Annotated in this window: 19 protein-coding genes and 5 tRNA genes; 8 read left to right on the top strand and 16 right to left on the bottom strand. The window is 42.5% G+C overall.

The genetic code is table 11. The features are described 5' to 3' along the window. The first annotated feature begins 266 nt into the window (after positions 1-266). A complete protein-coding gene (locus L1D50_RS00700) occupies positions 267-779 on the top strand; it encodes a YcxB family protein (RefSeq protein ID WP_235956568.1) in 513 nt (170 codons plus the stop codon). A 74-nt stretch (positions 780-853) separates the two neighbouring features. Here the strand turns inward: L1D50_RS00700 and csrA are convergent, their stop codons facing one another. The 6 genes from csrA to ribA form a co-directional block, all read right to left on the bottom strand. Further along, on the bottom strand, positions 854-1039 hold the full coding sequence (gene csrA, locus L1D50_RS00695; RefSeq protein WP_010375935.1) for a carbon storage regulator CsrA: 186 nt from the start codon (positions 1037-1039) through the stop codon (positions 854-856). A 90-nt stretch (positions 1040-1129) separates the two neighbouring features. After that, complete coding sequence (locus L1D50_RS00690) at positions 1130-2353, bottom strand: aspartate kinase (protein ID WP_128725553.1); 1224 nt, start codon at positions 2351-2353, stop codon at positions 1130-1132. A 7-nt stretch (positions 2354-2360) separates the two neighbouring features. Then, a complete protein-coding gene (gene alaS, locus L1D50_RS00685; RefSeq protein ID WP_128725552.1) occupies positions 2361-4964 on the bottom strand; it encodes an alanine--tRNA ligase in 2604 nt (867 codons plus the stop codon). A gap of 4 nt (positions 4965-4968) precedes the next feature. Then, positions 4969-5457: a regulatory protein RecX gene (locus L1D50_RS00680; protein ID WP_138522335.1), complete on the bottom strand. Its 489-nt coding sequence runs from the start codon at positions 5455-5457 to the stop codon at positions 4969-4971. Beyond that, positions 5457-6254: a BPSS1780 family membrane protein gene (locus L1D50_RS00675; protein WP_128725551.1), complete on the bottom strand. Its 798-nt coding sequence runs from the start codon at positions 6252-6254 to the stop codon at positions 5457-5459. The genes L1D50_RS00680 and L1D50_RS00675 overlap by 1 nt, the downstream gene beginning before the upstream one ends. Positions 6255-6495: 241 nt before the next feature. Next, a complete protein-coding gene (ribA, locus tag L1D50_RS00670) occupies positions 6496-7122 on the bottom strand; it encodes a GTP cyclohydrolase II (RefSeq protein ID WP_128725550.1) in 627 nt (208 codons plus the stop codon). 160 nt (positions 7123-7282) lie between these two features. On the opposite strand from ribA, the gene L1D50_RS00665 reads away from it, so the two are divergent. The 3 genes from L1D50_RS00665 to L1D50_RS00655 are packed head-to-tail and all read left to right on the top strand — an operon-like array spanning position 7283 to position 10489. Next, on the top strand, positions 7283-8509 hold the full coding sequence (locus L1D50_RS00665) for a hypothetical protein (protein ID WP_128725549.1): 1227 nt from the start codon (positions 7283-7285) through the stop codon (positions 8507-8509). Further along, positions 8509-8931, top strand: coding sequence for a hypothetical protein (locus L1D50_RS00660; RefSeq protein ID WP_128725548.1), 423 nt, complete (start codon positions 8509-8511; stop codon positions 8929-8931). The genes L1D50_RS00665 and L1D50_RS00660 overlap by 1 nt, the downstream gene beginning before the upstream one ends. After that, positions 8924-10489, top strand: coding sequence for a GGDEF domain-containing protein (locus L1D50_RS00655; RefSeq protein ID WP_239965300.1), 1566 nt, complete (start codon positions 8924-8926; stop codon positions 10487-10489). Before L1D50_RS00660 ends, L1D50_RS00655 begins: the two co-directional genes overlap by 8 nt. Positions 10490-10561: 72 nt before the next feature. On the opposite strand, the gene L1D50_RS00650 is transcribed toward L1D50_RS00655, so the two are convergent. Further along, the gene (locus tag L1D50_RS00650) at positions 10562-12376 is read right to left on the bottom strand and encodes a DUF3413 domain-containing protein (RefSeq protein ID WP_239965299.1); all 1815 of its coding nucleotides are present in this window, start codon (positions 12374-12376) and stop codon (positions 10562-10564) included. Between the two features lie 111 nt (positions 12377-12487). After that, entirely contained in the window at positions 12488-12994 is a 507-nt protein-coding gene (locus L1D50_RS00645) for a DUF3087 domain-containing protein (protein ID WP_128725545.1), read from the bottom strand. A gap of 142 nt (positions 12995-13136) precedes the next feature. On the opposite strand from L1D50_RS00645, the gene L1D50_RS00640 reads away from it, so the two are divergent. From L1D50_RS00640 to L1D50_RS00630, 3 genes are all read left to right on the top strand, one after another. Continuing rightward, positions 13137-13799, top strand: a complete 663-nt coding sequence (locus L1D50_RS00640; protein WP_239965298.1) for an energy transducer TonB — start codon at positions 13137-13139, stop codon at positions 13797-13799. A gap of 93 nt (positions 13800-13892) precedes the next feature. After that, positions 13893-14450, top strand: coding sequence for a sigma-70 family RNA polymerase sigma factor (locus tag L1D50_RS00635; RefSeq protein ID WP_239965297.1), 558 nt, complete (start codon positions 13893-13895; stop codon positions 14448-14450). Next, a complete protein-coding gene (locus tag L1D50_RS00630) occupies positions 14443-15048 on the top strand; it encodes a hypothetical protein (RefSeq protein WP_239965295.1) in 606 nt (201 codons plus the stop codon). Before L1D50_RS00635 ends, L1D50_RS00630 begins: the two co-directional genes overlap by 8 nt. A 9-nt stretch (positions 15049-15057) precedes the next feature. Here the strand turns inward: L1D50_RS00630 and L1D50_RS00625 are convergent, their stop codons facing one another. Then, positions 15058-16434: a Na+/H+ antiporter NhaC family protein gene (locus L1D50_RS00625; protein WP_239965294.1), complete on the bottom strand. Its 1377-nt coding sequence runs from the start codon at positions 16432-16434 to the stop codon at positions 15058-15060. Between the two features lie 212 nt (positions 16435-16646). Between L1D50_RS00625 and L1D50_RS00620 the strand changes: the two genes are divergently transcribed. Beyond that, complete coding sequence (locus L1D50_RS00620) at positions 16647-17495, top strand: MurR/RpiR family transcriptional regulator (RefSeq protein WP_128725540.1); 849 nt, start codon at positions 16647-16649, stop codon at positions 17493-17495. Between the two features lie 58 nt (positions 17496-17553). On the opposite strand, the gene L1D50_RS00615 is transcribed toward L1D50_RS00620, so the two are convergent. From L1D50_RS00615 to L1D50_RS00585, 7 genes are all read right to left on the bottom strand, one after another. Further along, positions 17554-18711 carry a DUF1343 domain-containing protein gene (locus L1D50_RS00615; RefSeq protein ID WP_239965293.1) on the bottom strand — a complete coding sequence of 386 codons (1158 nt, stop codon included), beginning with the start codon at positions 18709-18711 and terminating at the stop codon, positions 17554-17556. Between the two features lie 891 nt (positions 18712-19602). Then, a tRNA-Arg gene (locus tag L1D50_RS00610) sits at positions 19603-19679 on the bottom strand. 55 nt (positions 19680-19734) lie between these two features. Beyond that, positions 19735-19811: transfer RNA gene (locus L1D50_RS00605), tRNA-Arg, on the bottom strand. 137 nt (positions 19812-19948) lie between these two features. Beyond that, positions 19949-20025, bottom strand: a tRNA-Arg gene (locus tag L1D50_RS00600). A 136-nt stretch (positions 20026-20161) separates the two neighbouring features. Then, positions 20162-20238: transfer RNA gene (locus L1D50_RS00595), tRNA-Arg, on the bottom strand. Positions 20239-20259: 21 nt separating this feature from the next. Further along, positions 20260-20352: transfer RNA gene (locus L1D50_RS00590), tRNA-Ser, on the bottom strand. Between the two features lie 119 nt (positions 20353-20471). Then, a complete protein-coding gene (locus tag L1D50_RS00585) occupies positions 20472-20654 on the bottom strand; it encodes a hypothetical protein (protein ID WP_010375970.1) in 183 nt (60 codons plus the stop codon). Between the last annotated feature and the right edge of the window lie 44 nt (positions 20655-20698).

Genomic DNA, 20698 nt, shown 5'->3' with positions numbered 1-20698 from the left:
GAAAGTACTAATAAATATAGAAAATTAACGTAATAAATATGAAAAATATTCAAAATAGCGTCAACTAATACTGAGATTTTAATGAATATAGAATGGATTTTTGATTACGCAAGGCAAATTGTAAATTGGACAGACCAAAACGTAACGTTTACGTAAACGTCACCCTGTGTAGCACGTATTTCGCTGGTTGTAGCAAAAGGCAGCTGCAAACAATTTATTCGCATTACAGCTTTTTCAATACAGATGGGTATAATAGGGGGAAATTTTTGCCAAAACGAACGTCTATGCCCTCCCTTGAACAAAATGAAAATTTATCTTTTCAAAGCCAATTTAAGTTAGATAAAGCCTACTATCGAGAGTGTTTTGAAGAATCTGAAGCTAATGGGCTTGCGGTTAAACCGAAATATGGTCTCCTTGTACTGCTAATTGCGTTGGGGCTGTTTGCAATTTACGGTTTGCAAGAGCATTACGTCGGAAACTTTCTTATTTTACTAGCTGTGGTTGAATGCGTTGCTTTCTATTATCGCAAAGCGTGGTGGGTGATAAGGCAAGCATATTCTCGCGCAGCTGGTAATACCGTTGAAGTTTCAATCACTAAAACTGGCATTAGTACCAAGGCAACACATGCCGAATTTTCTTACCCATTTGACGACTTAGATAAACTCGTCGAAACAGACAGAGGTTTTTTGGTGTTTCACCAAAATAAACCGAGCTATATCAGTAAATCTGGACTTAGCGAAGAAGCAATTACCTTTTTATCTGGGCAAAGCCAGAAATAAAAAACCCCGCAGCCGCGGGGTTTTTTTGCTAGTTAAATCATGTTAACTAGCATCGTAATTCAGTATTTGGTCAATTACATATTGCCTGGGCTAGATTTTTCAGCCTGAATTCGCATGTAAATTTCTTCACGGTGAACTGAAACATCTTTAGGCGCATTTACACCAATACGTACTTGGTTACCTTTAACACCTAGTACTGTTACAGTCACTTCATCACCAATCATCAGGGTTTCACCTACTCGACGAGTTAGTATTAGCATTCTCTTGCTCCTGTTATTCCAAAATTTAAAAGATTCCGCGTCAAATCCATTTTAAATAAAAGTTCCTAGAAAAGTAAGCAAAAACTTCTTTTACTCAGTACTTTCCAATCCGAATTTGGCATGTAAAGCCCGAACAGCTAGCTCTAAATATTTTTCTTCTACCAGTGCCGAGATTTTTATCTCTGATGTGGATACTAATAGAGTGTGAATATTTTCTTCGGCCAATGCCATAAAAAAGAGACCAGCAACACCTGAATGAGATTTCATCCCGATGCCAACCACTGAGATTTTTGCCACGTTAGCATTAACCTCTACGGTTGCGCCACCTAAATTTTGTGCATGTTGCGCTAAAACTTCTTCCGCCAGAATACAATCATTTGTGTGCACAGTAAAAGCATAGTCTATTTTTTTCTCACTGTGGTTCAAATGGTTAATCATATCGACTTCAATATTATGCTCACCAAGAAGCGAAAGTATATTGGCAAGATTACTAGGTTTTGCATCGACATTGTTAACTAGGATAAGTGCTTCGTCTTTGACACTCGCTACCCCAGAGACCACTTTAGTGTTTTTCATCTTACCTTCCTCATAGCTAATTAAGGTGCCGTTATCGGGAGAAAACGAAGAAAGTACGCGCAGTGGTACATTGTATCGACCGGCCGCTTCAACCGAGCGGATCTGCAAAACTTTAGCGCCAACACTTGCCAGCTCCAACATCTCAGGAAAAGTAATATGTGATAAACGCCTTGCATTTGGCTCTATTCGTGGATCGGTAGTGTACACACCGTCGACATCAGTATATATCTGACATTCGTCTGCTTGCAAAGCCCCTGCGATTTCAACTGCTGAGGTATCTGTACCACCACGCCCCAACGTGGTGATATTGCCTTCTTCATCGCGTCCTTGAAATCCGGCAATAATGGTTATTCGGTTATGCTCAAGCTCTTGCTTTAAGCGGGTCGTGTCTATTTCCGTGATCCGCGCTTTAGAGAACATGTTATCGGTTTTAATACCAACCTGATCGGCAAGTAAGCTCACGGCAGAATGCCCACGCTTAATGATGGCCATCGCCAATAACGCGATAGAAACTTGTTCGCCAGTGGTGATCAACACATCTAGCTCACGAGAACTTGGACGTGCATCAATTTGTTGGGCAAGGGAAATAAGACGGTTTGTCTCGCCTGACATTGCAGACAACACGACCACCACTTGGTGGCCTTGTTGTTGTGTTTTGATAACGTGTTCGGCAACAGCCTCAATACGCTCTACCGAACCCACCGAGGTGCCACCAAACTTTTGTACAATCAGCGCCACTTGCTGATTACTGCGTTACTTCATTTAACCAAGTTGGAACACTGTTTAGTGCTGCGTCTAGGTTTTCTGGTTGTGAGCCACCAGCTTGTGCCATATCAGGACGACCGCCACCTTTACCACCGACTTGAGAAGCCATGTGATTAACTAGCTCACCTGCTTTAACTTGACCTACTAAGTCTTTTGTTACGCCAGCGATTAGGCTTACTTTATCGCCATTCGCTACACCCAGCGCGATAACGCCTGAACCAATCTTGTTCTTCAGATCATCTACCATGCCACGCAGTGCTTTAGACTCGGTTCCTGCAACGTTTGCAACGAGTAATTTTATCCCATTCACTTCCGTTACAGAGTCAAGCAGCGTTGCACCCGCTGCACTTGCTAGTTTGTCGTTTAGCTGAGCAACTTGCTTTTCAAGGCCTTTTGACTTTTCAAGCAGCGCTGATACTTTTTCTAGCACAGATGAGGTATCACCCTTAACCAAAGCCGCGATTTCAGAAAGCACCTGTTCTTGCTCATTAACATAAGCGATAGCATCAGCACCTGTTACTGCTTCGATACGACGAACACCTGCTGCGATACCCCCTTCTGAGACAATTTTGAATAGGCCAATATCACCTGCGCGTTTCACGTGTGTACCACCACAAAGTTCAATTGAGTACTCTCCGATTGATACGACTCGAACTTCATCGTCATACTTCTCGCCAAATAGCGCCATCGCACCTTTGTCTTTAGCAGCATCGATATCCATCAACTCAGTTTGTAAAGCAAAGTTGCGGCGGATTTCTGCGTTCACTGCATCTTCTACTTGCTGCAATTGTGCTTTAGTGACGCCTTCAAAATGCGAGAAGTCGAAACGAAGACGATCTGGTAATACTAACGAGCCTTTTTGTGTTACGTGATCGCCCAGTAAATCGCGCAGTGCTTTGTGGACCAAGTGAGTTGCAGTATGGTTTTTCTTCACTCTCTCGCGACGCTCTGCGTCAATACGTGCATCGGCTTTATCGTTAACACCAATACGGCCAACCACATGGCCATGGTGTGCAAATGCATTACCTAGCTTTTGCGTGTCAGTAACTACAAACTCGCCGTTAGCTACTTTTAGTACACCCGTATCACCAACTTGGCCACCTGACTCAGCATAGAAAGGCGTGCGGTCAAGGATAACCACACCTTGTTCACCATCTTCTAACGTATTGGTGTGTTGGCCTTCTTTAAAGATTTCAACCACAGTGCCGGTATAGTGCTCAGCGTCATAGCCTTTAAAGTCAGTGTTTTTATCAGACTTCAAGCGCTCGTTGTAATCTGCACCGAACTTGCCAGCCGCTTGCGCTTTTTTACGCTGCTCTTCCATACATGCTTGGAAGCCGCGCTCGTCTATCGTCATAAAACGCTCACGCGCCACATCCGCAGTTAAGTCCGCAGGGAAACCATAAGTATCGTAGAGTTTGAACACCAGATCGCCTGGAATAACGTCGCCTTCAATACCTGCAAGGCTGTCTTCTAGGATAGTCAAACCGCGGTCTAGAGTTTTACCAAACTGATCTTCTTCAATGCGTAATACTTTTTCGATAATCGCTTGTTGCTTCACTAGTTCAGGGTAAGCTTCACCCATTTGCTCAGCGAGTGCGGCAACTAGTTTATAGAAGAAGGCCCCTTTTGCACCGAGTTTATTACCGTGACGAACTGCACGACGAATAATACGGCGCAGCACGTAACCACGGCCTTCATTCGATGGCATAACGCCGTCAGCAATAAGGAACGCACACGAACGAATGTGGTCAGCAACCACACGTAATGATTTATCTTCTAAATCTTGTGCATCTGTTACTTTTGCAGCAGCTTTTATCAGCGCTTGGAACAAGTCAATCTCATAGTTTGAGTGCACACCCTGCATAATTGCAGAGATACGCTCAAGGCCCATTCCGGTATCGACCGACTGCATTGGCAGCGGTTCCATGGTGCCGTCAGCATGACGGTTGTACTGCATGAATACTAAGTTCCAGATCTCAATGAAGCGATCACCGTCCTCTTCTGGTGAGCCCGGAGGTCCACCCCAAATGTGCTCACCGTGGTCATAAAAGATTTCAGAGCAAGGACCGCAAGGACCCGTGTCGCCCATTGACCAAAAGTTATCCGCCGTCGCAATACGGATGATCCTGTCTTCTGGAACACCAACTTGTTTTGACCAAATATCAAATGCTTCATCATCTTCATGATAAATGGTGACCAATAGCTTTTCTTTTGGCAGCTTAATTACATCCGTGAGGAAACCCCAAGCAAACTTAATTGCGTCGGTTTTAAAATAATCACCAAAGCTAAAGTTACCTAGCATTTCGAAGAAAGTGTGGTGTCTTGCGGTATAACCTACGTTTTCAAGGTCATTATGTTTACCACCCGCACGAACACAGCGCTGTGAACTAGTTGCTCGCGTATAAGGGCGCTTTTCCGCTCCCAAGAAAGCATCTTTAAACTGCACCATTCCAGCATTGGTGAACAGTAAGGTGGCATCATTACCCGGAATTAACGAGCTTGAAGGCACCACTTGGTGCTGTTGTTTAGCAAAGAAATCTAAAAAGCTTTGCCTGATTTGTGCGGTAGTCATATGCTGCATGTGATCATTCACCCTTTATTTCTTCTTGCTCTGCTGCTGTCATTGCAGCTTCAATTGCAAAATCTATTTCATCAAAACTAAAGCCACGATAACTCATGTAACGCACGCGCTTAGTTTTTTCTTTATATTCTATCGGTTGTGCGCAAATACCGTACTTTTTTTCATAGGTTTTTGCGGCTTGCATGTACCAATCAATTTCGCGCTCAGCAATTAGTGTATGCAGAACCTCTCGGCTCACCCCCTTTTGCCCTGCATCCATTAATACACGCTTTTCTCCAAGTCCTTTTGCAATCTGGCGGTTTAGAAAGCTCTCTGCATAGCGGTCGTCATTAACGTAATCGAGCGATTTTAGCCAAGACACCAATTGCTCTGCGACTGCCGCTGTAGCCCCTTTCTGCAGTAGTTTTTGCGTCAATCCTGACTCAGAGTACTCTTGTCTCGACAATAACCAAACCGCATAGTTTTTTAGCTTTTTAATTTCTTGTTCGTCCATCAGGCGTCAAAGCGTCCTGAGTCAGACTGAGAGATGTCAGCGTTCTCATCATTTTCTTTCTTTTCAACGACGATTGGCATAAACATCGCCTGAAAAGAAACAAAAAAACCTATCATCGCGACCGGCATGATTATAATTGCAGGGATCATAGACAGCGGTATAGACGCGACGATAAGTGCGGCGACGACTAAGCCGTAAATACTCAGCGCAGCCATATTATGATAAAAAGCGGCAAGCGAGCACTTCATCGCGTGAAAAATACGTTTCTCACCCTGGAAAAAGACCTGCGGCACGACAAAAGCAAAGGCCATCATAATGACCGATTGTGCAATCACAAATACTGCAACTTCGGCAAAACTAATATTGCTCGCGATGAGTCCGATAAGTTCATTCGGATCCGTGTTTGGGCCAACACTCTCGAGCGCAGTCGCTACATCACTGAATAGCACACCGGCAACCATAGTCAGCAACAGTGCACCTGCCATTTGATATATACCAACGCGGAACAAATTTAATCGCCGCCCTTTTGCTGCAAAAGGCTCAAAGATATCAGCCAATTTTATGGGTTTATCGATCTGTTTATTGATGACAGCAAGATAGAAACCAGCGCTTAAGAAAGGACCAGACAATGCAGCGATAATATGAAAAATAGGTGCGAACAGAGGCAATAAACTTACTACTGCCATGAAAATATACATCAGCATGAAAGTCATAGGCTGGGTTTTGAAAATTGCCCACCCGGCTTTTAGCCACTGCACGCCCATGCTTGCTTTGAATGTTCTAATTGGTGTCGACATAGTCCACTTAATTTAAGCTATAACGCCTTCGATTATACTGATTACCACGTCGGGTGAAAAGCCATGAAAGGCGTATTTATCAGCGCTTTTTCGCATATTTTAGGTAAATACTGACAGTTAACGTAACCTATTTAAACATCTTGAGTTTGAGGAGTTAAAAATGAAAATTAAGTGTTTGGTGCTTCAAGCCAACCGGAGCAGTTATCTAGTTGGCTTGTAATAATGGTTCTATGCGATTGGGCTAATCAGCTTTTGATATCTTTTTGATATCGAGCATGTGGGCACCATGTTGAATCTTAGTTTTTAGATATTGTTCATTACCAGAAACCCCTGCTTTAACATGCGCCTGAGTGCCAACCACTTCATCGACGATAATACCTGCATTTCTCAACGCCTTTAGCTTTCTAGGATTATTCGTCATTAACTTAACGTGGTTTAATCCGAGCGCCTGAAGCATCAACACGGCATCAGAGAAATCTCTTAAGTCATCTTCAAAGCCGAGGTGGTTGTTTGCCTCGTAGGTGTTCATCCCTTGTGATTGCAATACATAAGCATCGATTTTATTGTATAAACCAATGCCACGACCTTCTTGGCGCAAGTATAGTAATATGCCGCCCTGTTTATGCATCGTCTCGATGCACTCATTTAATTGTTCGCCACAATCACAACGAGAAGAATGAAAGACATCGCCAGTCAAGCACTCAGAGTGCATACGGATTAGGGGAATTTGCTGCTGACTGTCTGCGCCATTAAATACTAGCGCAACGTGTTCTTGACCATCTTTTAGCCCAGAAAATGAAACTATTTCTGCAGGGATGTTACTGTGCTGCCCTACTTTCAGCCCGACTCTCGCTCTTACTTCTGCCACGTCTCAATCTTGCCTAATGTGATAATATAACAATATGTTACCATAAATGGGATATGGTGTCTCTTGCATCATTATACAAGGGCGAGACGAACATCGCATTGGTAAATGTCAAAATTCGAACTAGGCTGTATAAAAAGGAAAGCGAAAACGTATATATCTCATGCGCTCTGTTTTTATCTGCCTACTATTATTTTCAACCACGTTTAGCTACAGCTCTGACATTGATTTCAGCGGCTTCGCTACACTCAAAGCGGTTAAAACAGATTCACACACAGCCAAAATTAGAGAGACCATCTCTCAACCAAGTGGTGTCACCAAAGATGAGCTCGACTTTTCATTTTCTTCTTTGGGTCTACAGGCCGAGTGGCATGCAAATGATAATGTAGAGCTTGTTGGCCAATTGCTTTTAAAAGAGCAGCGTGATGATCGAGTTAACAATGCAATCAAACTAGCTTTTCTACGCTACAACCTAAATTCAAACTGGCAATTTCGCGCAGGACGCACCGGGTTAGACCTATTTTTAATGACTGAATATCGTGATATTGGCTATTCAATGGATATGGAGCATCCGCCTGTCGAGTTTTATTCTATTATTCCTCATCAAAACTTGGACGGTGTTGACTTGCAATATCGCGCACCACTTCATCAAGGCATAGCCAGCATCAAAACATACTGGGGGCGTTCCAAATCTCCTATATATAGTGATAATGATTTTTTTTGGAATGTAGAGCTCAAGTCTATCTTAGGCGTGGCGATACAATACGAAACGTTAAACTGGCTGTTTAGAGCCAACTACACAACGACAAAGTCAGCAAATGAACACCAGCAGCAACGGCAATTACGTGACGCTTTGTCACAAGTTCCGTTACAAGTTTGGCCAACAAGAAATGAGCTGATCGAATCATTGAATATCCTCGATAAACGCTTTACTTATAGTGCGTTCAGCATGAGATACGATGACTCGAAGTGGTTGGTACAAAGTGAAATATCTTTGACGGATTCAAATTCCAGCGTACTTAATCGCTTAAAAGCAGGTTATATCACATTGGGTAAGCGTTTCGATTTAGACACCTTGTCTTTCACTTACTCACTTGCTAAATCCGACAACGAAGAGAGAGTAGAGCCAGGTCCACTTGTTCCATTACCCGAGTTAATGCAAATTTATGAAGCCGCCTCCATGCATTCTGGCTTTTATCAGCTGGATCAGTATAGCACCTCGGTTACTTGGAGACGTGAGCTAAGCCCGACATTAGCTTTAAAGCTCAACTGGAAACATACATCAGCCGATCACTTGCCAAGCGCTTTCTATCTTCATCACATTGACCAGTTTGATGATCCCGACCTCTCGTTCAACACCTTTACGCTTAGCTTTAATTGGGTGTTCTGATGGGTAAGTTACTTTCTATTGTTTTCGTCCTAATTTCTTATCCATTCTCGGCAACTGCTGATATTGCGGTCATTGTTAACAAAGACAACCCTGTTGACTCTATATCTCAGCGTCAGCTCATCGACATGTACATGGGAAAATACGTTGCCTTTCCCAACGGCGATATGGCTGTGACCTATGACTACGAAAAATCTCACCCTTTAAGAGGCCCTTTTTTTCTGGCACTGACAGGACGCAATGAGAGCCAAATCAACGCCTATTGGTCGAGAATAAAGTTCAGCGGTAAAGTTTCTCCCCCACAGTCATTTTCCTCACCGTCGGCTATACTTGAAAATGTTAGAAATATTCCAAATGCAATCGGCTATGTTCCAGCAGACTTTGTAACAGGTGATGTGAAGGTAATCTATCAAATCAATGACTAAGTATGGGTTGATCGTGCGACTGGCACTCGTGCTTGTTGTCTCGACTTTTATTTTTTCGATGCTTTACGCTAAGTTATATCACGACCATATTTTTGACCGTGAGCTTCGGCGCTCTACTACTATTATCGGGCAAATTGGCCAAACTGTTTCATCCTCCTCTTCTATTGCGACTTATCTCAATGATAAAGATCTTGCTGTAGAAGTTATTAATGGCCTAGTCAGTAATGACGTTATTTCTTCGGCTGCAATTAAGAGTGAAGCAAAATGGCTTGCTCAGAGTGTAGGGTTTAGGCCACAAGATGCCACTATTATTAAACTTAATCATCCATTTTTATTGAGCGAAGTTGTTGGTGAGATCTATATACAACCAAACTCCGTTTTTATCGAACAAAATGCTAGAGAAATCGCACGTTCAAGCGTTCAAACCTTACTGGTCGTAATCATCCCTATCTTGATCATCTTCACTGTTGTAACACATTTCATAGTGACAAAACCCCTAAGCAACTTGAGCAGTCAGATAGCGACAGTTATTCCTGGAACACCTTTGAATTTAGTCGTGCCAAGAGGACACAGATCGAGTGAAATCGGCGACATTGCGAGTAATGCCAATCAACTTATTGCCAAAACCGCTTCTATGTTTGAGCAAGAACGGCAACTAAGAGCTGATATTGAAGTGCTAGAGAAGCGCTTTCGGCTCATGTTTGAAAGATCTTCCTCTCCCACTTTATTGGTAAAAGATAAAGGCGAAGTCATCTTAGCTAACGATGCAGCCTGTGATTTACTGGCTGGCATGGCTATTGACCTTGATGAATATTTCCCAGAAAGCTTTGGTCGGTACTGCACGACTCCAGATATTCTTTATACTTTCACTGAGCATACACTGGAGTTAAACCAACCAACCCAGTCAGAGTTTGAATTCATTAATCCGTTAACCGAACAACCTGTATGGTTGAGCATTATCATGTTGAGAGTCGAAAGCGGTGGGCATTTCTACTTACAAATCTTATTGTCAGACATCACCCTACGGAAAACTGTGTTTCATGAGCTCAATAGAAAAGCAAGTCGCGATAAACTTACTGGCCTTTATAATCGTCATGGTACTGAAATAAAAATCAACGAGTGGTTAGATAACGAAGCTCCCTTTAGCCTCTTTATTATTGATTTGGATGAATTTAAGCCAATCAATGACATTTATGGCCACAACGCTGGTGACGCGATGCTAAAACATATCGCTTTACAGATTAGCGCTCAGGTTAGAGAACAAGATGTGGTTTGCCGCTGGGGGGGAGATGAATTCTTGATTGCCTTGCACTGCGCCAAAAATGAAAAATTGCAGCGTATCGCAGAAAGTCTGCTAGCGGCGATAAACACTGAAATGATTTGGCAAACGCCCGAAGGGAAATCACAACCACTACGAGTTGGTGCGAGCATAGGTATCGCAACTTACCCAAGGGACGCGGTTGAATTAAGTCAATTAATTGAATGTGCTGATGTCGCTATGTATACGGTCAAAAAAGACAAGAAAAATGCCTTTCAATTCTACTCGTTAAGCGCTTAGAGACTATAGCTCGCGTTAGTGTGTACTGATGAACAACACAGCAGCCCATCAGCATACATAATTTACTTGTATTTACTGAAAGTGGCTTATCTGCTGCATTGCCTCTTGAATATACTCAAAATTAGGCTCTTGTTCAGATGGCTTGTTCGCTGGGTCGAGCAACTCATAGGTTCCCATGGGTGAAACTTCAATAATTTGCTGCTTACTCACAACCGCATATTTATTATAGCTGCTAAGTAGTAACCAATTTCTCTGTTTAACCGGTCCAGTTAAGTTATAACCCGCGCTATAATCTTTAGGCGTACTTTTGACCCCCAAGTACTCGTTCATCAACGTCGGTACCACGTCTAAATGACTGGTCACCACATCTGAGGCTTGCCAATGCTGCCACTTTTCGCTTTTTGGCCCAACCACAACAAATGGCACTTTTATCTGTGGTTCCGTAAAATTACTATTGTGTCCCCAGTAATTAAGCTTGTTGTCATTAAGCTCTTCACCGTGATCAGAAGTAATGATCACAAGTGTATTTTCTATATCGAGTTGCTCTAATACCGATGCAGCGAGACTGTCTACAAAGTGTGTACTGGTCAGATAACGATTTAAAATTGGTTCTCTATCATAATTGTTGTCCAACAACATATGATTAATGGGGCCGTGCATTGGCTCAAACCCAGCATGGTAACCCTCAGGAACTGCATAGCCATGGATTGCGTCATAGAAAATAAAGCTAAATGAAGGCTTATTTGGATCTCGCTTTGTGTACCAAGAAGACCAGTTTTTTGTGACCTGCTTATCTCGCGCTAATACGTCATCGCCTTTTGTATGCGTTTTTAGTCCCTCAATGCGAGCAAACACGGTTTCATTAAACTCTGGGCGAACCAGTTGTGCAGACGAAAATATCCCAAATTGATAACCCAAATCGCGCATTCTATCCATCAATAATGGCGTAACTCGATTATTGTAAATATCCTGCCAAGCAGTGCCTGGCAAACCATAAAACAGTCCAGAGATCCCCGTTCGTGTAGAATTACCTGTGGAGAAATGTTGATTGAAGACCACTCCCTGCTGTGAGAACCGCCAAATATTCGGAGTAACTTGTGCCGTGAAAGCATCATAACGCCAAGAATCTAGTACCACAAAAACAATATCGAGAGGCTTTTCAACTGGCTCTACTTCAATAGGTTGTAACGGATAGTTAAATTGTCCTTGTGTTAAAGACATAGACTTTTGCTGTGCCAGTGCCTCCTCGTCAACAAGACCGTATTTACGCATGAAGGAGTTTGCTGTAGCTGGTTTAAAAAATGGTAAGTATTTACTGAACCCCGTAATCGGTTGATATACCGTCGCACTCGCCCAAGCATGCATTGTGTTACTCGCCAACAGCGCTATAACGGTCACACTGGTAAACTTTCGACCAAGCCGCAACTTCATAACAGTTCGGGGTTTACTCAGCCACGTTGCAAGATAAAACTGGAAAACAAATATCACAATAAAAATAACGATCGCTTGAGTCCACGCTATTGGAGAAAATTCTATAACTTGCCCGGCAAGCAACATATCAACAATAACACCATTAATATGAAATTTGTAAAGCTCAAAGCACAAGCTATTCGCAATAAGCGCTACAAAAAACAATGCATAGAATAAAGCAAAGCAAAAAAACCTTACTTTATTTGACCGTAACAATATTATCGGCATAGCCACAATACTCACTAAAGCCGTGAGCAAAGCCATGTGGCTCCATGTCGATATAGAAGCATAGAATAGCGTCAATCCGTGATAATCGACAGGGTTTGTATTTACGACATTTATGGTAATTAAGATTGAGAAAAGAGAATTGATAAGAACCAACCAGCCAAACTGGTGTAAACGATGACGTAATAGCACAACCAACCCGTTCCTTTAATAGAAAAAATTGGCTTGCTATATTACCGACATGAAACAAAAGTGTCACATTAAAAATTGTGAAAATTTATAAACTTAATCTAACTCACTCGGTTAGTATTTTTGTAAAAGCACTTCGTGGTAATTTTCTGCTTTTATTTCAACCTGATACTTGGACGCAAGCGCATCTAGCTCCGCTTGCCACACCGCTAAATCATCCATTGTTATGGTGTTGTCATCCAGTTGCCACAGTTGACGAGACCCTGCATAGCTATACTGTATTGCCGTCATCGCGTCCACATCACCTTGCTGTGCAGCCTGCTTTAACTTCGACATTTTACGGGTAATTTTGTTCAGTGACTGCTTTAAGTCCCACACATAACTGACCTCGGTCATAAAAGGGTGCGCTTTATACTTTTTAAGCACAAGTCCAATGACGATGCAGGTCGCTGCCACACCAGTTAAATTCCAATGAAAGTGACTGCCATCGGCGTCAGGAAATAGCTGGATCAATAACTGAGCAATACCTAAACTGCCGATAGTCAAAGCCACAACACAGGCAATAATTACTTGATTTAAATGTTTGCGATAACGCGCTTTATTGATCTCAACTAACTTCATAACTACCTATGATGATCACGAAAAATAAAATATGTGTTCTGCTTTTCGTGCATTGTAATCCATAGCCTGCAACCGAACCAAGATACATATCAAAAAAATCTAAAAACTTTCACCCTGTTTCATTTACCCAAACGTTCTATATATGAAATATCATACTGGGGATGAAATCATGACAACATTAACGACATTTAAACAACCGAATTCAACGATTCTAAAACTTGCGTTTTCATTTGCTGGCGCAATTGTGATTACTTTTGCTACTTTCAGTTTTATGCAAAATTTAGTTTCTCAAGAGTTAACGCGTCCAATTGTAGATATAGAGGTATTTGACCTTACGATAGCAACAGACAAAGAGGACTCTCCTGTAGCGGAGAAAAGCACAAGACCTGAACCACCCAAGCCCATGGTTGCGCCTGTTAGACCAGTTGAAAATATTGTTGATATAGGAAATAACCTACAAATTAGTAATGAAGCACCTGATATCAATTTAGGTAAATTCACTAATACTATGACACTAAAACTAAACACTGATGGGCAAGCGACTCCACTTGTTAGAAGCAACCCTAACTACCCACCAGCAGCCGCAAGAGACGGAGTGGAAGGCTGGGTTGAAATGGAGTTTACCATTTCTCCACAAGGTGAAGTATTTGATGTTAGAGTAACAAATGCAGAACCCAAAAGAGTATTTAACCAGGCCGCTATAAGAGCACTGAGAAAATGGAAATACAGACCGCTCATCGTTGACGGAAAGCCACAATCACAATACGCTCAACGTGTTGTGTTGGAATTTACATTACAACAATAAATAACAGTAGATAAGTATCCAACCAATTTGAGAGGTTAACTCCAAAGTAAATCACTGAACAACACAAATTGGTATAACGACGTGGAATTGCCTATGCTGAGTAGCCTGAAAATGTGGCGCATTCGCGCCACCAGCAATATAGTAGATCCGCTCTATGAGTATGCTACGACGGGTAAAGTGAAGTACCTAGAGCAAGTCATTGAGCGCTATCAAAGTGATTTATTTCACTTTCTAAGAACACAAACACAGACAGCATCGGCAGAAGATATATGCCAGAAAACATGGCTTAAAGTCATCGAAAAGAAGAGCTCTTATCGACAACAGGGTCACCCCAAAGCTTACCTGTTTCAAATTGCACGTAACTTGTTAATCGACTCTATTAGAGCATCAGATAAACTCTCGGAGCTTACTAACAGTAAAGTAGGCACCATTAGCACCGACGCGCTCACTAAGACCTCTGAACAGTCGTGGCTATACCAGCAAATAGCTGCGCTTCCTTTATTACAAAAAGAAGCGCTAAGCCTACAGTTAGAAGGGTTCAGCTTAGCTGAGATAGCCCAAATTGTCGGGGCCACACAAGAAACTGTGAAAACTCGAATTAGATACGCAAAAGAGACTATTAAGTCTCAGGTGAGTGAAGAGCATGAGTAATTTAGATGAATTTGACGTAAAACTGAAAGAAGCTTATCAAGCTAATAAACAGAACAAACCGCTAACACTGGCAGCTCGCGTCAAGGTACGGGTGGTGAGCTTTATCCATCACTATCTCAGTCGCGTAGAAACATGGCAGTGGAGCGCAGTTACTTGTTCACTCGCCTTACTTTTCACCTTGTGGTACCAGAATCAAGATTTTAATTTTAATAAAGAATACAATTCAAGTGCACATTTAGTGAGTTATGGCAACTTTCAGCACATCGAAACGCATGAGCTAACACAAGGCCAATATCTAGCTCGGATAGATGAACAAAAGAAAGTATTAGATGCCCAATTTGAAGTCGCAAAGCAGCGAGTTCAAGAGCAACGTTACGGTAGATTGGTTGCGATTAACGACAACGCTTGGTTGATTGAGGAATGTAATACTCGTACTCTAATCGAGTTAAAAGAGAGTTTACTTAGTGCTATGCCACAATCAAAAACCAGTGTTATCAATTTTAATACACCCGTTATGCTCGCACTGTCGACCGCCGAAAAAGGTCAAATAATTGCAATTGAGAGTATGGGGCAACACCAAGTTTTGGCTTGCCCCTAACAGGCGCTCTTAAATCATAATAAGGCTAGCAATAAAGAAGCTGGTAATAGCTAATACGCCCCCCACCAGTGCATAGGGGAGTTGGGTTTTAACATGAGTTAATAAATCACATCCTGATGCCAGTGCCGATACTGCGCTGGTATCAGAGATAGGCGAGCAGTGGTCGCCAAATATACCGCCACTTAAGATAGCTCCAAGTACGAGTGACGGCGGTAAGCCAAGCGCTTGAATAAGTGGCACACCAATCGGTATTAATATGGCAAAGGTGCCCCACGACGTACCGGTTGTAAATGACATGATTGCACCAGTAATAAAGAGCACTGGCACTATCAAGTAAATAGGCAGATAGTCACCAACTAAAGACGCGACAAAAGTCCCAGTTCCCAACTCTTTTAGACTTGCACCTAAGGTCAAAGAGAGCAACACAATGCTTACCAGTGGTAGCAGCTCCCCCATCCCCTTAAATCCAACATCCATTAGTTCGTGATGACTAAACCTCTTGCCAGTCAAAAGCAGCAAGTACGCAACCGTTGAAGCTAAGATTGTGGCATAAAGTACTGACTTAGAGCCGCTACCATTTGCCAATACACCATCGCCTGTCCAAAACATAAACCCAATCATACTCACAATCAGCGTCAATAAAGGGATCAGCATATAACGCGACTTGGTGGCGCTCGGCCCACTACTTAATTCACCCGTATGGTGCTTTAACTCTTGCTCTTCACTCTTCATCGGTCCATGGACCTTATCAAAGACAATCGTATAGAGAACAATTAACAGCGCGATAATTGCGTAAAAATTAAACGCGACACTCCCCCATAAAATGCTCACTGCTGATTGCTCAAGTTCATAGTTGCTCAGCAGTCCAAGAACATAAGCGCCCCAGCCATTAAGTAAAATCAAAATACATACAGGAGCGCTAGTACTATCGATAATGTAAGCCAAACGAGCTCGGCTCATTTTGAACTTATCAAATAGTCCCCTTGCAACAATTCCTGAGGTTAGCACGCTCATATTTGATTCGATGAACACCGCCGTGCCTGTAAACATAGTCAATAAGCCAACCTGACGTTTACTCTTAGCAACACCTCGATTAAGCAACATATTCACCGTTGCTGCAACACCGCCTGACTCTCGTATGTAGGCGAGCAATGCACCGATCACTATGCTAAAAATCAAGATCCGACTGTTACCTGCCGATGTTGCAACCTCGATAATACGTTCAATACTGCCCACAAATGTGCCTGCAACTAACGACTGCTGGCCATGTAAAGCTAACAAAAATTCGGAAGAAACTAGCGCTAAAATCAATGCGATAATTACTTCTTTACGCCAAAACACGACTGCAATTGCAATCAAAGGTGGCAAAATCGAGTACCAAGCCATATAGTTTAGTCTACAAATTCAAAACACTTAGCTTAAGTTAAGCGGTTTAAAACACCAAGTCTTTGCGACTAAATTAAATTTAAGTCAACATTTAACCCCAATACTGGTACAATGAGTGTGTTTTGTGCAATGATATTCCTTTTTGGTCTATCGTAACGTTCCAATTGAACCTATAATATGGACAGATTAAATTAGTTCGGATTGAGTATCGTATGTCTACATTTGTCAAAATAAAAGCACTTCGTCCATCACTATCTAATAGTGAGGCAAAGCTTGCTGACTTTACCTTGAACTCGGGCGATAAAATCCGTGCGCTTTCCTCTGTTGAACTGGCACGCGAAGCAGGTGTCAGCCAATCTAGCGTCGTAAAATTTGCCCAAAAGTTGGGTTATAAAGGATTTCCAGCTTTTAAACTTGCCGTTGTTGATGCGCTCAATGAGCAAACAGACAATAGCGCCCCAATTGATGAGTTAATTTCCAGCAATGATTCTATCGAGTTGATCGCAGATAAACTACAACTAAAACAGCAAAATGTTATTTCCGAAACTCGAAAATTGAACTCAGCAAAACAGTTCGAAAACGCAATTCAGTTAGTGAAAAATGCACGAAAAGTCATCGTATGTGCACTTGGTAGCACTTTCACGATGGCACAGGATTTAACTTGGAAACTCCAAAAGCTTGGTATACCTGCGATTGCTCAAGTTGATGAAATCAGCGCCTCTAGCTTTATTGCAACAATGGGGAAAGACGATCTTTTAATTGTGATCAGCAATACAGGAACCAGCAAGAGCTTGCTAACCTTGACTAATCAAGCATTGGATAATGGCTGTAAATGTCTCGCCATTTCACGTTACGGTAGCCACTCACTCGCAGAAATGGCGGATGCGATACTATATTGCATTAATGAAGGGGAACCACTTAAACATTCAGGTATGCTGTCTCGTACTTCTCAGGCCTACCTTATTGATGTTTTATTCACGGCACTTACGCAATCTAACCTACATTGGCAAAAACGTGTGGATAAGGCCAATGAAAACATGCAAATATTGCGTAGCGAGTAAGATGTAAACCTCTAACGGCAGACTTTCACTGCCGTTTACCTCTAGCAAAAACCCAATACTACCTCGGATATAATAAATACTTTTTCCGCTGCTTTAAAAAACCTTGTACATCCTGCTGCCACAGTTTTCTCAACTCTAATGCTGATTGGCCAGACTCAATGGCTTTGCGGATTTTGTCCGTGCCAGCAAGCTTATCGAGAAAATCGGGGGACTGAAAAAACGCTTTATTCTCGTGCTTGAACTGCGCGTATGCAGCAACAAACCAAGTTAGATCAAAACCTCGTACATTGCTGTTTCTTAAATCCTGACCAAACGCAGTCACACCGTTTAATTTAGGATTAGAAGCCGCGCCTAGCACTGGTCGAGGAGTGAACTGAAACTCACCCAATTTAGGATCTGGGTAGCCAAAAACTTGAAATGGAAAATTCGTTCCACGACCAACAGAAATAGGTGTCGCTTCAAAAAAGCACAAAGATGGATACAAGTAGATTGCTTGTTGGTTTGGTAGGTTAGGACTTGGCGGGATCGGCAATCTATATTCAGTGCTGCCACTATAGTTTCGCATTGGAAACACTCGTAACTGTGGCGCTTTAAGCGAGGTTAACCACCCCTCTCCTTTAATCATAGTTGCCAGTTCGCCAACGGTCATGCCATGCAATACAGGAATGGGATGCATACCAACAAAAGATTGAAATAGTTTTTCTAATAATGGGCCATCAACATACGCAATATTTGGATTTGGCCTATCAAAAACCCAAAATTCAATATTTGCATCGGCTGCAGCTTCCATCGCGAGGTGCATAGTGCTGATGTATGTATAAAAGCGCAACCCCACATCTTGAATATCAAAAATAAGCACATCGATATCTTTGAGCTGCTCAGGCCTTGGCTTTTTATTACTGCCATAAAGCGAAATGATTGGTAGCCCAGTTTTCACATCCTTTGCATCATCGACTTTAGCACCCGCATCATAATTACCACGAAAACCGTGTTCCGGTGCAAAGACCTTTTTAACATCCACTTCTTTATTAAGTAAGTAATCAACTAGATGCTGGTCGTCAACGCGGGATGTTTGGTTTACGATTAATCCGACGCGCTTACCTTTTAACACAGGTAAATACTCATCTGCGCGCTCAGCACCTAATGTAAGCGCTTCAACAGTTAAAGGAACACAACAAAAAACAAGCAGTAAACAAATTCTGAGTGATTGAAACATATAACGCTTTCTCTAAATAAATACGCAATTAGGGTATCAGTCAGAAAAAAAATGAAAAGTGTTTCGGGAGTTTAATCATGCAGTAGTGAATCTCTGAGCGCCGTCGTCTTCAACTTTCGTAAAAGATCGCAGGGTAAACCTGCACCTACCTGAGATATTTGGGCACAAAAAAACCGACTCTCGTCGGCTTGTATATCTCTTTATTTCACCACTTGAGGAAAAGTGGCGGACGCAGGACCTGTGTTATGGAGAGTGAACCTCCGAGCGCCGTCATATTCAACTTTTGTAAAAGATCGCAGGGTAAACCTGCTCCTACACGAGATATTTAAGCACAAAAAAACCGACTTTCGTCGGCTTGTTTCTCTCTTTATTTCACCACTTGAGGAAAAGTGGCGGACGCAGGACCTGTGTTATGGAGAGTGAACTTCCGACCGTCGTCATATTCAACTTTTGTAAAAGATCGCAGGGTAAACCTGCTCCTACACGAGATATTTGGGCACAAAAAAACCGACTTTCGTCGGCTTGTATATCTCTCTTTTTTTACCACTTGAGGAAAAGTGGCGGACGCAGGACGTGTATTGTGGAGAGTGAACCTCCGAGCGCCGTCGTATTCAACTTTTGTAAAAGATCGCAGGGTAAACCTGCTCCTACACGAGATATTTAAGCACAAAAAACCGACTTTCGTCGGCTTGTTTATCTCTTTATTTCACCACTTGAGGAAAAGTGGCGGACGCAGGACGTGTGTTGTGGAGAGTGAACTTCCGACCGTCGTCATATTCAACTTTTGTAAAAGATCGCAGGGTAAACCTGCTCCTACACGAGATATTTAGGCACAAAAAAACCGACTTTCGTCGGCTTGTTTCTCTCTTTATTTTACCACTTGAGGAAAAGTGGCGGACGCAGGAGGATTCGAACCTCCGACCGCCTGGTTCGTAGCCAGGTACTCTATCCAGCTGAGCTATGCGTCCGTTATGAATGTATAGTTTTCCAACTTTCTTTATATTTAACCACCTCAAGGAAAAGTGGCGGACGCAGGAGGATTCGAACCTCCGACCGCCTGGTTCGTAGCCAGGTACTCTATCCAGCTGAGCTATGCGTCCGTTATGAATGTATAGTTTTCCAACTTTCTTTATATTTAACCACCTAAAGAAAGGTGCCGGAATCAGGACGTATTTTTTGAAGGTGAACCTCCGACCGCCTGTTTCCTACCTTTGTTATTTAACCACTTAAGAAAAAGTGGCGGACGCAGGAGGATTCGAACCTCCGACCGCCTGGTTCGTAGCCAGGTACTCTATCCAGCTGAGCTATGCGTCCGTTACGAATGTATAGTTTTCCAACTTTCTTTATATTTAACCACCTAAAGAAAAGTGCTGGACTCAGGACGTATTTTTTGAAGGTGAACCTTCGACCGCCTTTTTCCTGCCTTTATATTTAACCACTTAAGGAAAAGTGGCGGACGCAGGAGGATTCGAACCTCCGACCGCCTGGTTCGTAGCCAGGTACTCTATCCAGCTGAGCTATGCGTCCGTACAAGACAACCATTAAAAATGGCGGAGAGGGAGGGATTCGAACCCTCGATAGGGCTACAAACCCTATACTCCCTTAGCAGGGGAGCGCCTTCGGCCACTCGGCCACCTCTCCGTCTTGTGGGGCGTATAATATAGGTTAGAAAAAATATGTCAAATACTTTTCTTGTAAAAAAGCACTGAATGGTGATAGATTGTGCAGTCTGCTTAGTTACTCGGCACTAACGCCAATTTTTACTCATTTTGTAGGGGGTTAGGATCGCTGTAGGTGTTTCTTAATGCACGTTGTTGACGCAAAACTTCGTCCAAAAATGCTTCTTGATAACCAAGCTGCTGAAACTCAGCGATACAAGCCCGATAATATAAAATTCTCGCTTGCTCGTGCTCATCGACATTTTCAAACTCATTATTGCTCATCTTATTGGATTCCCTATTCGTTATTTTTAACACAGCATTAGAAC

Source organism: Pseudoalteromonas sp. Isolate6, from assembly GCF_022398435.1.
In the GTDB taxonomy this organism is placed as follows: domain Bacteria; phylum Pseudomonadota; class Gammaproteobacteria; order Enterobacterales; family Alteromonadaceae; genus Pseudoalteromonas; species Pseudoalteromonas galatheae.
Note: the sequence above shows the minus strand (reverse complement) of the source record. Positions and strands in the feature narration are given on the sequence as shown.